At 51.8% G+C, this 15,008-nt stretch carries 14 protein-coding genes; 1 reads left to right on the plus strand and 13 read right to left on the minus strand.

What is annotated here, in order from left to right:
• Positions 1 to 117: 117 nt before the first annotated feature.
• From ACO0LD_RS20515 to rfbB, 13 genes are all read right to left on the minus strand, one after another.
• Entirely contained in the window at positions 118 to 1,494 is a 1,377-nt protein-coding gene (locus tag ACO0LD_RS20515) for a phosphomannomutase/phosphoglucomutase (RefSeq protein WP_423010034.1), read from the minus strand.
• 25 nt (positions 1,495 to 1,519) lie between these two features.
• Complete coding sequence (locus ACO0LD_RS20520) at positions 1,520 to 3,457, minus strand: polysaccharide biosynthesis protein (protein ID WP_423010090.1); 1,938 nt, start codon at positions 3,455 to 3,457, stop codon at positions 1,520 to 1,522.
• A gap of 18 nt (positions 3,458 to 3,475) precedes the next feature.
• Positions 3,476 to 4,036, minus strand: a complete 561-nt coding sequence (locus ACO0LD_RS20525) for a sugar transferase (RefSeq protein WP_423010091.1) — start codon at positions 4,034 to 4,036, stop codon at positions 3,476 to 3,478.
• 8 nt (positions 4,037 to 4,044) lie between these two features.
• Positions 4,045 to 5,001 carry a UDP-glucose 4-epimerase family protein gene (locus tag ACO0LD_RS20530; RefSeq protein WP_423010035.1) on the minus strand — a complete coding sequence of 319 codons (957 nt, stop codon included), beginning with the start codon at positions 4,999 to 5,001 and terminating at the stop codon, positions 4,045 to 4,047.
• 3 nt (positions 5,002 to 5,004) lie between these two features.
• Positions 5,005 to 5,796 (minus strand): hypothetical protein, encoded by a 792-nt coding sequence (locus ACO0LD_RS20535; protein ID WP_423010036.1) that lies wholly within the window; start codon positions 5,794 to 5,796, stop codon positions 5,005 to 5,007.
• Positions 5,797 to 5,866: 70 nt separating this feature from the next.
• On the minus strand, positions 5,867 to 7,318 hold the full coding sequence (locus ACO0LD_RS20540; protein ID WP_423010037.1) for a hypothetical protein: 1,452 nt from the start codon (positions 7,316 to 7,318) through the stop codon (positions 5,867 to 5,869).
• On the minus strand, positions 7,305 to 8,552 hold the full coding sequence (locus ACO0LD_RS20545) for an O-antigen translocase (RefSeq protein ID WP_423010092.1): 1,248 nt from the start codon (positions 8,550 to 8,552) through the stop codon (positions 7,305 to 7,307). The genes ACO0LD_RS20540 and ACO0LD_RS20545 overlap by 14 nt, the downstream gene beginning before the upstream one ends.
• A 2-nt stretch (positions 8,553 to 8,554) precedes the next feature.
• Complete coding sequence (locus ACO0LD_RS20550) at positions 8,555 to 9,679, minus strand: DegT/DnrJ/EryC1/StrS family aminotransferase (protein WP_423010038.1); 1,125 nt, start codon at positions 9,677 to 9,679, stop codon at positions 8,555 to 8,557.
• A gap of 184 nt (positions 9,680 to 9,863) precedes the next feature.
• Entirely contained in the window at positions 9,864 to 10,265 is a 402-nt protein-coding gene (locus ACO0LD_RS20555; protein WP_423010039.1) for a sugar 3,4-ketoisomerase, read from the minus strand.
• Positions 10,262 to 11,230 carry a dTDP-4-dehydrorhamnose reductase gene (rfbD, locus tag ACO0LD_RS20560; protein ID WP_423010040.1) on the minus strand — a complete coding sequence of 323 codons (969 nt, stop codon included), beginning with the start codon at positions 11,228 to 11,230 and terminating at the stop codon, positions 10,262 to 10,264. Before rfbD ends, ACO0LD_RS20555 begins: the two co-directional genes overlap by 4 nt.
• Positions 11,227 to 11,772, minus strand: a complete 546-nt coding sequence (gene rfbC / locus ACO0LD_RS20565; protein ID WP_423010041.1) for a dTDP-4-dehydrorhamnose 3,5-epimerase — start codon at positions 11,770 to 11,772, stop codon at positions 11,227 to 11,229. Before rfbC ends, rfbD begins: the two co-directional genes overlap by 4 nt.
• Positions 11,773 to 11,789: 17 nt before the next feature.
• Positions 11,790 to 12,713, minus strand: a complete 924-nt coding sequence (gene rfbA, locus ACO0LD_RS20570) for a glucose-1-phosphate thymidylyltransferase RfbA (protein WP_423010042.1) — start codon at positions 12,711 to 12,713, stop codon at positions 11,790 to 11,792.
• Positions 12,710 to 13,786 (minus strand): dTDP-glucose 4,6-dehydratase, encoded by a 1,077-nt coding sequence (gene rfbB / locus ACO0LD_RS20575; protein ID WP_423010043.1) that lies wholly within the window; start codon positions 13,784 to 13,786, stop codon positions 12,710 to 12,712. The genes rfbA and rfbB overlap by 4 nt, the downstream gene beginning before the upstream one ends.
• Before the next feature lie 592 nt (positions 13,787 to 14,378).
• Between rfbB and grpE the strand changes: the two genes are divergently transcribed.
• Positions 14,379 to 14,978 (plus strand): nucleotide exchange factor GrpE, encoded by a 600-nt coding sequence (grpE, locus tag ACO0LD_RS20580; RefSeq protein ID WP_423010044.1) that lies wholly within the window; start codon positions 14,379 to 14,381, stop codon positions 14,976 to 14,978.
• The last annotated feature ends 30 nt before the right edge of the window (positions 14,979 to 15,008 follow it).

Genomic DNA, 15,008 nt, shown 5'->3' on the forward strand with positions numbered 1-15,008 from the left:
ACAAGAGAAAATCTTTTGGAGTGAAAGTGTTTGCTAAGCACTCTTCACGTCTTTAGTTTTTCTCTGTGCCCCTCTGTGTCTCCGTGCCTCTGTGGTGAGCTTGCAGGTTTATATAAATTAATACGGTAATTTCGCATCTGGCTTCACAGCCAGCACAGCCTGTTTCATCGCACCCTGTATGCGTGCCAGTGCTTCCGGGTTTTCTGCTTCAAAACGCATGACGATGACGGGGGTGGTGTTGGATGAACGGGCCAGGCCGAAACCGTCAGGGTATTCAACGCGCAGGCCGTCGATGGTGATGATTTCGTCTGAGCCAGGGAAGCTGGGGTTCGCTTGCATGGCAGCGATGATCTTGAAGTTTTCGCCTTCGGCCAGTTGCAGTTGCAGTTCTGGTGTTGAGGTAGATTGCGGCAAGTTGTTCAGTGTGGCTGTCATGTCGGCTACGCGGCTGACGAGTTCCAGCAGGCGTGCGCCAGCATACAGGCCATCGTCAAAACCATACCAGCGGTCTTTGAAAAAGACGTGGCCGCTCATTTCACCACCGAGAGGTGAGCCGGTTTCGCGCAGCTTGGCCTTGACCAGGGAATGGCCGGTTTTCCACATCAGCGGGACACCGCCGCGTGCCTTGACCCAGGGTGCGATATGGCGTGTGCATTTGACGTCATACAAAATCTGCGCGCCGGGGTTGCGTGTCAATACGTCTTCGGCAAACAGCATGAGCTGGCGGTCAGGGTAGATGATCTGGCCATCCTTGGTAACGACACCTAGACGGTCACCATCGCCATCAAATGCCAGGCCTATTTCTGCATCCGTGGTTTGCAGGCAGTGTATCAGGTCTTGCAGGTTTTCAGGGTGGGCAGGGTCAGGGTGGTGGTTAGGGAAAGTGCCATCGACTTCACAAAACAGTTCTATGACTTCACAACCCATGCCGCGATACAACTCACCAGCAAAAGCACCAGCTACGCCATTGCCGCAATCGACAGCAATTTTCAGTGGGCGGGCAACTTTAACGTCGCCGATGATGCGCTCAAGATAAGTCGCCTTGATGTCATGCGTACGGTAGCTGCCACTGCCTTGTTTGAAATCCTTGTTCAGGATGGTCTGGTACAGCGCCTGTATGGCATCGCCATAAATTGCTTCGCCTGCCAGCACCATTTTGAAACCATTGTAGTCCGGCGGGTTGTGGCTGCCGGTGACCATGATGCCGGATGTCGCACCCAATACATTGGTGCCAAAGTACACCATGGGGGTAACAACCACGCCGAGGTCGATGACATCGACGCCCGTATCTTGCAAACCCTTGGCCAGTGCAGTGATGAGGTCCGGGCCGGACAAGCGGCCATCGCGGCCTATGACTACGGTTTTCTCACCTTTGGCGATGGCGGCACTGCCAAAGGCCTGGCCTATCAGGTGGGCAACTTCGGCATCCAGGGTTTTATCGATGATGCCGCGTATGTCGTAGGCTTTGAATATGCTGGGGGAGAGTAGGGACATGATTATTTTTCTATATTAAAAAGATTCAGTGGAGCAGGCCCGTGTTGGCTTCTTTGGCCTGCTCTTCAGAGCCAACTTGCTGGGCTTGCCAGATCAGGTCTTCAATACCGCATTGTGGTTCATATTCTGCCACTATTTGCAGCAGCAGGGCGCGGATTTGCGCATAATCAAAGGCGGTGCAGGCGGTATTTAATTCCTGCAACAGGGCATTCAGTTGATCCCATGGCAACTCATTTTCTTGCGCGCGCATGATCAGCGGGTGGGAGGTGCCTTCAACATTGTCGCCTATCAGCAATTCTTCATAGAGTTTTTCGCCAGGGCGCAAGCCGACATGCTGGATTTCTATCGTGCCATCTGGCGTGCTTTCGCTTTTCACTTCCAGGCCACTCAGATGCACCATGCGGCGTGCCAGGTCAATGATACGTACCGGTTCGCCCATGTCGAGTACAAACACATCGCCACCTTCGCCCATGGCCCCGGCCTGCAAGACCAGTTGCGCGGCTTCAGGTATGGTCATGAAGTAGCGGGTGATCTCGGGATGGGTCAGGGTGATGGGGCCACCTGCCATGATCTGCTTGCGGAACAAAGGCACAACCGAGCCGGATGATCCCAGTACATTACCAAAGCGCACCATGCAAAAACGGGTGTGTTGCTGGCGGCGTGAACAGGCTTGCAAGATCAGCTCTGCCAGGCGCTTGGTCGCACCCATGACATTGGTCGGGCGCACTGCCTTGTCGGTAGAAATCAACACAAAATTCTTGACCCTGGCAGCCATGGCGGCTTGTGCCACCGAGAGCGTACCAAATACATTATTACGTATGCCTTCAGCCGGATTATGCTCTACCAGCGGCACATGCTTGTAGGCAGCAGCGTGGTACAGGGTTTCTACTTCGCAGGTGGTGAAGATGCGGTCCAGCTTGGCGCTGTCGAGTATGGAACCGAGGAAAGGTAATATCTCTACATCCAGCTTCAATTGCTGGCGCAGGCCAGTCAATTCCTGTTCTATGGCATACAGGGCGTATTCCGACATTTCCAGCAAGACCAGTTTAGCCGGGCGCTGGCGCAAAATTTGGCGGCATAGCTCAGAACCTATGGAGCCACCAGCCCCGGTGACCATGACGCGCTTGCCAGTGATGCAGATACTCAGCAGGCGGGCATCGGGTTCGACCTGATCGCGGCCCAGCAAATCTTCTATCTCGACTTCGCGTATGTCCTGCACGCGCAATTCGCCGTTGACCAGGCTTTGTATCGATGGCGTGACTTTGATCTTCAGTTTCAGCGGCTCAAGCTGATCAAGTATCTGCTTTTGCCTGGTCTTGCTGATGCTGGGCATTGCCAGCAGGATTTCGCGTATGTCGTGGCGGTCGGCCAGGTCCTTCAATAGCTCAGGTGCAAATACCTTGACGCCGCCTATGGTCGAGCCTTGCACAGACTTGTTGTCGTCGATGAAGGCGGCGCACACATATTCACCACCAGCACGCAGTGCTGTTGCGAGCTGTGCGCCTGCCTTGCCCGCACCATAGATGGCAATGCGGGTGGCGTTTTCAGCCATGTCGGCCTGTAACAGCCAGGCCCTGGCCAGGAAACGGCTGGCGCCCACATACAGGATGGAGCCTGCCCAGAAAAAGCCAAACACTGCGCGCGACAATGGCGTGATATGCAGCATCACCGCAACAAATGCCATGAACAGCACCGACAGGGTGACGCCAAAGACGACTACGCTGATGATTTTCTGGTCGATGAAACGAATCACGGCACGATATAAACCTATGCGTATGAATACCGGTATGGCTATCAGGGAAGAAGAAACTATGAGCCAGAAGTAATGATTGAACAGGCTGACATTAAAGGTTTCATAACGCAGCCAGATCGCCAGGATAAACATCATTGGCAGGCAGACAGCATCAGCCAGGGCAGCAATCACCTGTTTTTGCAGACGTGGCAGATTGAGCAGGGATTGCATCATGATAGCGCAGCCTTATTAATGTGTAACACCATCACGGCGCACCACCTTGTAGAAGGTCAGGAACAAGATGCGGATATCCAGCATGAAGGATTGATGCTGCAGGTAATACGCATCCAGATCTACTTTGACAGGAATAGGTAATTCATCCCTGCCATTGATTTGTGCCCAGCCTGTCAAGCCAGGTGGGATAGTATGCACTTGCTTTTCTGTGCGCAGGGCGATCAGGTCATCTTGATTGTACAGGGCAGGGCGTGGTCCCACAAAGCTCATGTCACCACAGAGTATGCTCCACAATTGCGGCAATTCATCCAGGCTGGATTTGCGCAGGAAAGAACCGATGGGCGTCAGGTATTGATCAGGATTGCTCAGCAGATGAGTGGCAACTGCTGGAGTATCAATCAGCATGCTGCGGAACTTGGGCATCTTGAAGATGGCATTATTGCGCCCGACCCGGTCTGACCAGTAAACAATAGGCCCGCGAGAGGTCAACCTGACGCAGATGGCGACGATGATCAAAGGGATGATCAGAAAAAGACTGGCCGTCAGTGCAAGGGCGAGATCAAAAAGGCGTTTCAACATGTTCTTCATTCAACAGGTATGGCTGCGGCAGTCGCTTGCAAGCCTTGTTCTACAGTATAAGGTGGTGACCAGGCCAGCTGCTTCCTGGTCTTGCTGATATCGACTTGCAGTGACTGGCATAAACGGTCAGCGACATTTTTTTTGCCCAGTATGCTGGCAGCAAGTGTCAGCACGCCCGCCGGGAAAGGGAGCAAGCGGGATTTGACTTGCAAAGCCTGCGCGCACAGGTGCAATAATTCTGTAGTCGATAAATCCCTGCCGTCAGATACCAAAAATACCTGATTACGTGCTGCTTCATGCAAACGGCAATGCAGGACAAGATCGACCAGATTGCCCAGGTACACAAAGCTGCGTTGGTTATGGATGCTGCCCAGTGGCAAAGGCAGGCCGCGACGCACCATGCGTAACATGCTCAAAAAATTGGCTTTGACACCCGGTCCATAGACTAGCGGCGGGCGGATGATGGTGACTGCCATGCCGGTTTCACTCGCCAGCTGCAGCAAAGCCTGCTCTGCTTCTTGCTTGGAAATGCCATAGGCGTCTTGCGGCTTGGGCGTGTCATCTGCAGTAAACGGATGGCCTGGCTCGGTCGCTTCACCATTCACCTTGACTGAACTCAGGTAAATAAATTGCTTTACACTTGCTGCGGCCGCCTGGCGCGCCAGTTGCAGGCTGGCGTCTACATTCACAGCACGGAACTGTGCCAAAGGGTCGCTGGCAGTCTCTTGCATGACATGTACCCGCGCTGCGCTATGGATGACGATATCGGCACCTTGCAGATGCGCAGACCAGTCTGTATCAGCCGTCATATCGCTGACAAGGGGATTGATCATGTCGGCGTCTTGCCAGCCCAAAGGGCGACGGCTCGGGCAAATCAGGCTTGCATCAGTCGCCAGGCAGGCCCGCGCAATAGCCTGGCCGACAAAGCCGCTGGCACCGGTCAACAAGATTTGCTGCTTCATACTTTATTTGGCAGCAGGCAAATTCGACCGTCTGTCATATACAAAATAGCGGCGCGAGAGGAATTTCAGGAAGCTGCGGAAAAACCAGCTGGCGTGGCGTGATACCAGGTTGCGGTTTTTATGCGCGGCTGTATGGGTGGCGTCGAGTTGTGGATAGAAGCGTATGCCCTTGCCCAGCAATTGCTTGGAACGGTAACAGATATCCACATCTTCAAAATACATGAAATAACGGGTATCAAAGCCTTGCAGCGCGCTATAGTGCGACGCATCAAACGCCAGGAAGGCACCAGAAGCCCAATCTACATGGCAGGTTTCTGTCATGGTTTTCTTGTCGTAGGGTTCGGACAAGGACCGTACTGCCACCATGCGCAATAATGAAATCACATTCGGGAAGCGGCGTACATTCGCATCCACATACAGATGCTGGTCGTCGCGGTAGAGATTGATAGTCGCGACCGGAAAAGCGTCGCGCTGCATATTCTCAACAAGCGTGACGATGGTGTCAGCACTGATAGTGATGTCAGGGTTCATGACGATAAAACTGTCACCTTCAGCAAAACCTATGCTGCTGCTGATCAGGTCAAACAGGTAATTATTGTTTTCACCAAAACCCAGGCCGGGTTTATCGTCTATGTAAGAGACGCCATGTTGCAGGCAATAGGCCTTTAACGCCGGAGAAGGGTGGTTATCCTTGATCCACACGTGCATGTTCGCAGCGGCATCGCGCAAGCCACCCATGCCGCTTGCAATAAGCAGATCTTCATGGCCGTGACTGACGATTGCGACATGTATCATAGTTTGCTAAGTGATGCTGCATTAGGTCTAGTAACTGAGCCGACAACTAAGCTGGCAATTAAGTGGGCAACTAAGCCCGGCGACCAAGCTGGCGACTTTGTATCCAATACTTTAAAAATAATACGCCCAATTTCCAGTCAGGGAAGTTATGGATGGGCGGCGTGAACAATTTTCTTGTGTACCAGATTTTCTCATAGAAATCACAATTTATAGGTGCCGGATTTAACCATGGTGGTTGTTTTTCTTGCGCATTCGCTGTTTCTGCCTTGCTGATACGTCTTGCTACTTGTTCTATATCGTGCGCTTCCCTGATTTCTAGCAGTATCGCAGCCTGGTCTATGCCAGTGCGTTGTTGCTGCGTTTTCTGTTGCGCTGGCTGCCGGGTTTGCTGCAAATAATAGCTCATGTCATCAAGCAAGGTATCCTGACTGCCTGATTTGAGTTGATCCGCCGGGGAATAACCATGCGCCCCGGTCAATATGCCAAAGCAAGGCAAGCCCTTGACCACCATTTCCGGGAAGGCCGTGCCACCGGTCAGTGGGAAGCTGTCTACATACATGCTGGCGTCGCGCATGCAGACCAGATAATCCTCATAAGCCATGCGCTGGTGGAAAATCGCTTGCTTGCCCATTTGCCGCGCAGGCTTCCACCACCACCAGTTGGTTTTCAGGTTGGGGCCTATCAGCATCAGTTTGCGGCCTGTCCTGGCTTGCAGGCGTACTGCAAAGTCTGGGAAGGAATACTCGCCACCTGGCTTGTATTTATAGGCCGAGCCAGCACTGGCGATATGGCCCGTGGCATTTTCTACGCGTTCGGCAGTGGTGTCCGGCAACTTTAACGGGATACCGGCAAACACGCATTTTTCATGCGTGCCACGCAGTTTGCTGAGTTCCCAGCCAAAATAACTGAGTTCCAGCACCACATCTGCCATGCCATGCCCATAAGAGAATACATGGTCGGCATGATTGTACATATGGATGCGGGTGCCGCACAATTGTCTGGATAATCCCGCCGCGATGACAGCGTCGATGTCATACGGGTGGATGTGCAGCACTAGAATCTTGTATTGTGCAAAATGATTCAGCAGTGCCTGTATCTTTTCTTGCCTGTCGCTGTATTTGGGCAGGCAGATGCAGGGATGGCCGGGTGTACTCAGCTTCTCCCAGGTAGCAGGTGGTGCTTTTTCTGTCACCAATACCGCAGAATCCTGCAAAGCCTGGCTGGCGATCAGGTGTTCTACCACGCGGGTATGACCGCTACTGGTGTAAGCCTGGCTCAGCACATGCAGATAAGTTGCCTTGATTGCCTGTTGCTCAGGCAGCTTGAACAAATGCTGGTAGCGTTGTAGCAAAGCTTGTTCCAGCTCAGGCAGAGCATACTGACCCAGGTTGTTTTTCCATAGCAGTTCGCCCAAGGCGCGGGCACGCCGTACGCAACTATCCAGTTCGCCCGCTGCCAACACACGGTCTGTGGATTTTTGTATGAACTTGGCGAGCTTGAGGGGGCGTTCAGCGGTAGGCATATTTTTTCAAAATCCAGGCGATACATGCCCAATACAATACATAATTAATGCAAAAAGCAATGACCGCACCCTGCAAGCCAAATGCTGGTGTTAGCAGATAAGTCAGGGCTACCAGCGACAGGCTGAAGACTATCTCAGTAATCACGTACGGTTTCGTGAGCGCCCGGCCCAGCATGACAAAGCCTAGCACCCAACTGCCTATCTTGATAAAGTCGCCCACCAGTTGCCAGGCCAGAAGCTGCAACATGGGGCGAAATTCTTCTGTGAATACCAGCCACAACATGAGGTCGCGCAAGAGATAGACCATGACGGCACCCAGTGCAGTCAAAGGTAAAACGAAGCGATATACGCGGGCGATTTCTTTTTTCAGTTCTGCGGCTGCCTTGATTTCTGCCAGGCGCGGCAGGTAATACACCGTCAGCGTGGTAGTGATCAGCATGAGGTAAATATCACTGATGCGTGTCACCGCCTGCCAATAACCAGCCTCTTGCCAGCCAAAGTCTTGCACCAGATGATTGCGTATCAGCATCTGGCTCAGCGGCACGACCGTGGCCGTGACTATTGCCATCAACGCATACGCGCCCAGTTTGCGCAGCATGGCACGATCGGCACTGGCAAACAACATGCCAAAGCTAAACCATGTGCTGCGCAGACATAGCGCGAGTGTGATGATGGCCACGAAAGATTGATTTACCGCCAGCGCCACCAGTGCGCCATACAGGCCCCAGACGCTGGCCAGCAACCAGGTCGCCAGCAGGGTGACTATGCTGGTCGCAATATTGGCAGCTACATAAGCGGCAACCGCTTTTTTTCCATTCAGGATAGCCAGCAGCAAGGTATTCAACACAAACAGTACCAGGCTGGCTGCCAGCCATAAAAACACACTGCCATACTGCGCATCTTTTAATAGCAGCACCGCCAGTTGCTGGTGAAATACGGCAATGACAGCCGAAGCGGCCAGTGAGCAGTAAAGCGAGATACGTGCTGCGCTGGCCCAGACCTTTTGCTGAGCAATGACGTCATCGCCATGCTCAGCCGTGTACTTGGTCACACCTGTGGAAATCGCACCACTGGCAAATGACAAAATCATGGTCACAGCATTCTGGAATTGCCCTATGACTGCATAGCCACCTGGACCCACATACACTGCCAGCAATTTATTGAGGCCCAGCATGGTCAGCATTCTGACCATGACTGCAATTGCATTTAACAGGCTGGTGCGTACCAGTGTCATTGTCAAGAAACTGAGGCAGCTTGCAGGACGAAATCGCGCACGGCAGCGATGACACGGCTGACATCTTCTGTTGCAATATAAGGGTCGAGCGGCAGGCTCAGTTCTTCTGCATGGATTTGTTCAGATAGCGGGAAGCTGCCCACACCCAGTTGCAATTCAGCATAAGCCGGTTGCAGGTGCGGCGGGATAGGGTAATGCACCAGGCTGCCTATGCCAGCGTCTTGCAAGTGTTTTTGCAGTGCATCACGCTTGGCATGGCGCACAGCATAAATATGCCAGACTGGCTCAGACCATTCTGGCACAAAGGGAATGACCAGGCCAGGCAAGTCTTTCAAGCCTTCATGATATTGCTGCGCCAGTGCACGACGCTGCACATTCCAGTCATCGAGTCTGCTCAGTTTTACCCTTAACAGCGCAGCCTGTAATTCATCAAGGCGCGAGTTATAGCCCTTGACTTCATTGTGGTATTTGATTTGCGAACCATAATTGCGCAAGACTTTTAATTGCTTGGCCAGTTCTGCATCATTGGTGGTGACGCCGCCCGCATCGCCCAGGGCACCGAGGTTCTTGCCGGGATAAAAACTGTGGGCAGCGGCATCACCCAGGCCGCCAGAGACACGCCCTTTATATGTTGCGCCATGCGACTGTGCTGCATCTTCTATGACTTTCAAGCCATGCTCACGTGCGATGGCGATAATCGGGTCCATATCCGCCAACTGCCCATACAGATGTACGACCATGATGGCCTTGGTTTTTGGAGTAATAGCCGCCGCGATTTTTGCAGGATCGATATTGTAAGTAGGCAGATCCGGTTCCACCGCAACCGGCGTCGCACCCGCATACGACACCGCCAGCCAACTGGCGATGTAAGTATTGGAAGGCACGATGACTTCATCACCTTCGCCTATGCCATAGGCACGCAAGATCAGGTGCAGGGCATCCATGCCATTGCCGACACCAACGCAATGCTGGCTGCCGCAATAAGCCGCATACTCAGCTTCAAACGCGTCCAGTTGCTTGCCCTGGATAAACCAGCCGCTATCCAATACTTCATTAAAAGCCTGATTCAACTCCGCACGCAAATCCTGATGCTGAGGCTTGAGTTCCAGATAAGGTATAGGTTTCATATTATCCATTCGTCTAAAGAATGAAGACTACTGAGTGAACTCATATAGATTTTCTCTTGATTCTCTGTGGTGAAGCAAGGAATTCAAGCGACATGTCGCTTGCTTGCGCAACGATAAACTTTTGCAAAAGTTTATTCCTTCCTCTGTGCCTCTGTGGTGAGAGGTTTTTTTGTGGTTTACTAATTCAAGTGGTTTCTATGAACTTCAAAAACTCATCATACTTGCGCAAATAATCTGCCTCGTCATAGTGCTGGTCAGCAAACACCAGCAAGACGCAATCTTCGGTGAAATTTTTCATTTCATGCCAGATGCCAGTGCCTATGTAGACACCCTTTGCCGGGGAATCGAGTTCCAGTTCTAAGCGTTCCTTGCCGTCATCAAACACCATGGTACAGGAACCGCGCACGGCGACTGCCACCTGCTGCAAAGTCTTGTGCGCATGAAATCCGCGCTCTACACCTTCAAGTGTGCCGAAAATATAGTAGACCCTGGCAATGGGAAAAGGGATGTCCTGGTTGGCCTCGACGGCAACCAGGCTGCCGCGCTCATCACCGAGCACGCGCATAGGTATCATTTGCAGTTTCACGTGGTCTGACCTTGAGCTTGAGTTGTTGTGTGGGGTGATGCAAAAGCAGGCGCTTGCACGCTTTGCATGCACGCATCCAGGGGGATGCGCCAGTCCGGTATGGACAATCCAAAAGCAGCCTGCAATTTCCCAGTACTCAATAAAGAGTTGTGAGGGCGGCGCGCTGGCACAGGATATTCACTGGCTGGTATGCCGCTGATCTGCGGTGCAAACTTGCCGAGTTTGTTTTGCTGGTCTGCCAGTTCTATGATGGCGGTAGCAAAGTCAAACCAGTTGGTCGCGCCTGTGACACTCAGATGATAGACGCCACCCAATTCCTGCCACCAGCTCATCGCATCTTTGGATTGCTGCAATTGTGCCAGTATCTCGCAAGTAGTTGTAGCCAGCCAGTCAGCCGAATTGGGTGTACCCCACTGGTCATTGACGACACGCAATTGATCGCGTTCACGCGCCAGCTTCAACATGGTCAGGAAAAAATTCTTGCCAAAGTTTGAATACACCCAACTGGTACGCAAGATCAGATGCTGGCAGCCACTGGCGATAATGGCCTCTTCACCTGCCAGTTTGGTCCAGCCATACAAATTCAGAGGTGCTGTGGCATCGTTTTCTACATAAGGCAACCAGTTACCTTCAGCATCTTTTTTGTCACCAGCAAAAACATAATCCGTTGAATAATGGATCAGGCCTGCGCCGAGCTTGCGCGCTTCTTCTGCCAGGATGGCAGGGGCCAGGGTATTAATGGCATGGACTGTGTCTTCGTCGCTCTCAGCCAAATCTACCGCTGTATAAGCAGCAGGATTGATGATCAGGTCAGGCTTGAAGTCAGTGATGCACTGGCGCAATTGTGTGGCATTGCTCAAATCCAGTTCTGCTCTTTGCGGCGCATGCACTATTGCTGTTGCAGGCAAGCGTGGCAAGAGAGCATGGCCCAATTGCCCACTCGTGCCTGTCAATAATATCCTCATGCAAAGACCTCGGCATCTGCCAGGGGTTTGCCCAACTGGTCTTTGCCAGATAACAGTGGGGCATCCTGCAAGGGCCAGTTGATGTCCAGTACAGGGTCGTTCCACAGCAGGCAGCGCTCATGTTCAGGTGCCCAGTAATCGGTGGTCTTGTACAAAAATTCTGCGCTATCACTGGTGACCAGGAAACCATGAGCAAAGCCCGCCGGTATCCATAACTGGCGCTTGTTTTCTCCAGACAGGATGACAGCCTCTGACTTGCCAAAAGTCGGCGAAGACTTGCGCATGTCAACGACTACATCAAAGACTTCACCGGCAATGACACGCACCAGTTTGCCCTGGCTTTGCTGTATCTGGTAATGCAGTCCGCGCAAGACGTTCCTGGCCGATTTGGAATGATTGTCTTGCACAAAATTGACATCCAAGCCAGTGAGTTCAGCAAAAGTGCGGGCGTTGAAGCTTTCATAGAAAAAGCCACGGTCATCGCCAAAGACACGGGGTTCCAGTATCAGAACGCCGGGCAGGCTGGTCTCTACCACTTTCATCGTAAAACTTTCATCTATCAATACGCTTTCTTGTCCAATAATTTCAACAGATACTGGCCATACTCATTTTTCTTCAGCGGTTGCGCGAGTTTTTCGAGGTCGGCGTCACTGATGTAATGGCGGCGGTAGGCAATTTCTTCTGGGCAGGCAACTTTCAGGCCTTGACGTTTTTCTATGGTGGCGATGAATTGCCCGGCTTCCAGCAGTGATTCATGGGTGCCAGTATCCAGCCAGGCCATGCCCCTGCCCATCAGCTCTACATTCAGGATGCCGTGCTTCAGGTATTCATTGTTGACATCTGTGATTTCCAGTTCGCCACGTGCAGACGGCTTGATACTGGCAGCGATATCACAGACCTGGTTGTCATAGAAATACAGGCCAGTGACGGCGTAATTGGATTTTGGATGTTTCGGTTTCTCTTCTATGCTGATGGCCTGGCGTTGCTCATTGAATTCAACAACACCATAGCGCTCAGGATCTTGCACATGGTAGGCAAACACGGTTGCACCGCTTTGTTGCGCATCAGCCTGGCGCAATTGCGGTTCAAAATCATGGCCATAATAAATATTGTCACCCAGGATAAGGGCGGTATTGGCATTGCCGACAAAATCCTTGCCTATGATAAAGGCTTGCGCCAATCCATCAGGTGAAGGCTGGACTGCATAACTCAGTTGTATGCCCCATTGATTGCCATTGCCCAGCAACTCGGCAAAGCGCGGCGTATCCTGTGGCGTGGAAATGATGAGGATGTCACGTATCCCCGCCAGCATCAACGATGTCAGCGGGTAATAAATCATGGGCTTGTCATACACCGGCAGCAACTGCTTGGAAATGGCCTGGGTCACCGGATACAGACGCGTGCCTGAACCACCCGCCAGGATGATGCCCTTGCGTGCAGACGTATTGGCCATACTATTATTCACATCGCTACCACCACTCATACCACGTCCCCATCTTCATCATCTTCATATTGCAAAGCGACCCAATTCAGGTAATCGCCTGACTGTACCTGCCTGGTCCAGTCATCATTGGCGAGATACCATTCCACGGTTTTTTTAAGGCCGGTAGTGAAAGTCTCTTCTGGTTTCCAGCCCAGTTCTTTTTCTATTTTCCTGGCATCGATCGCATAACGGCGGTCATGCCCGGGTCTGTCAGTGACGTGTTTGATCTGGTCTTTGTAACTGCCTTCTGCCTTGGGTTGCAACTCGTCCAGCAATGCACACAGGGTATGTACCACACTTAAATTGGTTTGCTCATTCCAGCCACCGACGTTATAGGTTTCACCGGGTTTGCCAGCTTCCAGTACCCGGCGGATTGCCGCGCAATGGTCTTTCACGTACAGCCAGTCACGCACCTGCAAGCCATCGCCATAAACTGGCAAGTCTTTGCCGGCACGGGCATTGGCGATCATCAGCGGGATCAATTTTTCAGGGAAATGGTAGGGGCCGTAATTGTTTGAGCAATTGGTCGTCAGTACCGGTAAACCATAAGTATGGTGATATGCACGCACCAGATGATCGGATGCAGCCTTGGTCGCAGAGTAAGGGCTGTTCGGTGCATAGGCCGTGGTTTCGGTGAACGCGGCATCGTCTGCCGCCAGGGTGCCATACACTTCGTCCGTGGAAATATGCAGGAAGCGGAAGTTGGCCTTGTCTTCGCCTTCCAGGCTTTGCCAGTAAGTGCGCGCCGCCTCCAGCAGGTTGAAGGTACCATTTACATTGGTCGTGACAAAGGCGGCCGGACCAAGGATGGAGCGGTCTACATGGCTTTCTGCTGCGAAATGGACGATCGCTCTTGGTTGATATTCGAAAAACAAGCCGCACAGATGTGCGCTGTCTATGATGTCACCTTTGACAAACACATGACGCGCATCATTGTTGAGACTGGTCAGATTGTTCAAATTACCAGCGTAGGTCAGTTTGTCGTAATTGAGGACAGACTCATCCGACTGGGCCAGCCAGTCCAGAACAAAATTGGCACCGATGAAACCCGCACCTCCCGTGACAAAAATCATGCCTCACTCCTCTAATAATCGCTGAAATCTGCTGAATTGCTTGCAACAGGCGATTTTACTTGAGATGAGGCTGTTTTCGTTGAAGGGGACTACTAATCTATGCGTTTATTTAATATGTTTTGGCAATTGTTTTATAGAAGTAGCAGACGGCAAAGCTGCTGGCGAGTTTATAAACTTGCCACTATTGAAATGCTGGTATGCCGTATCAGCTATGAAGCAAGAGGATTTGTCTGGGACAGGCAGATCCAGGCGACAGTGGCGACGGTGTAGGCCAGCAAGAGCAGGGAGATGAGTGAGAGTTTCATGCTTATACCTCCAATGAAGATATTTCTTACTCATCATTTTAGGATGCGCCGCAGCATATTCCAGTAATGAATTGTTCTTACTTTGTTACGAAATGTGTTTATTTGTACATCAAATGTAGCTTGAGATAGAGTTTGAGAGAGCTTGCATAGGGCTGGATAACCCCAATGTTGGAGCAGGTCGGGGCAAATAAGAGAAGTTCAGGAAAATTTCAAGATAAAGCCTTGAAATCGTAAGGGTATATCCCCAAATGCAGGGGTAATGTATGTTTTTGATCGGGAGAGTAAGTATGCAAGAGCAAGAAAACCAGCAAGCGGAAAAGGTAGAAATAAAAGAAGCCGCGCCGGAAGTTCAATTGGATGGTGTTGTTCAAGGTGAAACAGTGCAGACATCTGCACCAGAAGCTGCCCAGGCTGCAGCACCTGCACAAGATACTGCCGAGCAAGTGATTGCCAAGCTCGAAGCGAAAGTGCAAGAGTTGCAAGATTCTTTCATGCGTGCCAAGGCTGAGGGTGAAAACATCCGCCGCCGCGCTCAGGAAGATATCAGCAAGGCACACAAGTTTGCGATTGAAGGCTTTGCCGAAGCCATGGTGCCAGTCAAGGACAGCCTGGAAATGGCCCTGAAGATTGATACACCATCCATAGAAGCGCTGAAAGAAGGCGTGGAAATGACATTGAAGCAACTTAGTGCTGCTTTTGAAAAGAATCGTTTGAATGAAGTCAGTCCTGTGCAAGGCGACAAGCTTGATCCCATGAAGCATCAGGCCATCTCCATGGTGCCTGCTGAGCAAGAGGCCAATACAGTCGTGACTGTATTGCAAAAAGGTTATACCATTGCCGACCGTTTATTGCGTCCGGCTTTAGTGACAGTAGCGCAAGGAAAGTAAGAAAAACGTAAAAAAACACGCAAAAATGGC

The organism is Undibacterium sp. Ji83W (assembly GCF_049340385.1).
In the GTDB taxonomy this organism is placed as follows: domain Bacteria; phylum Pseudomonadota; class Gammaproteobacteria; order Burkholderiales; family Burkholderiaceae_D; genus Undibacterium.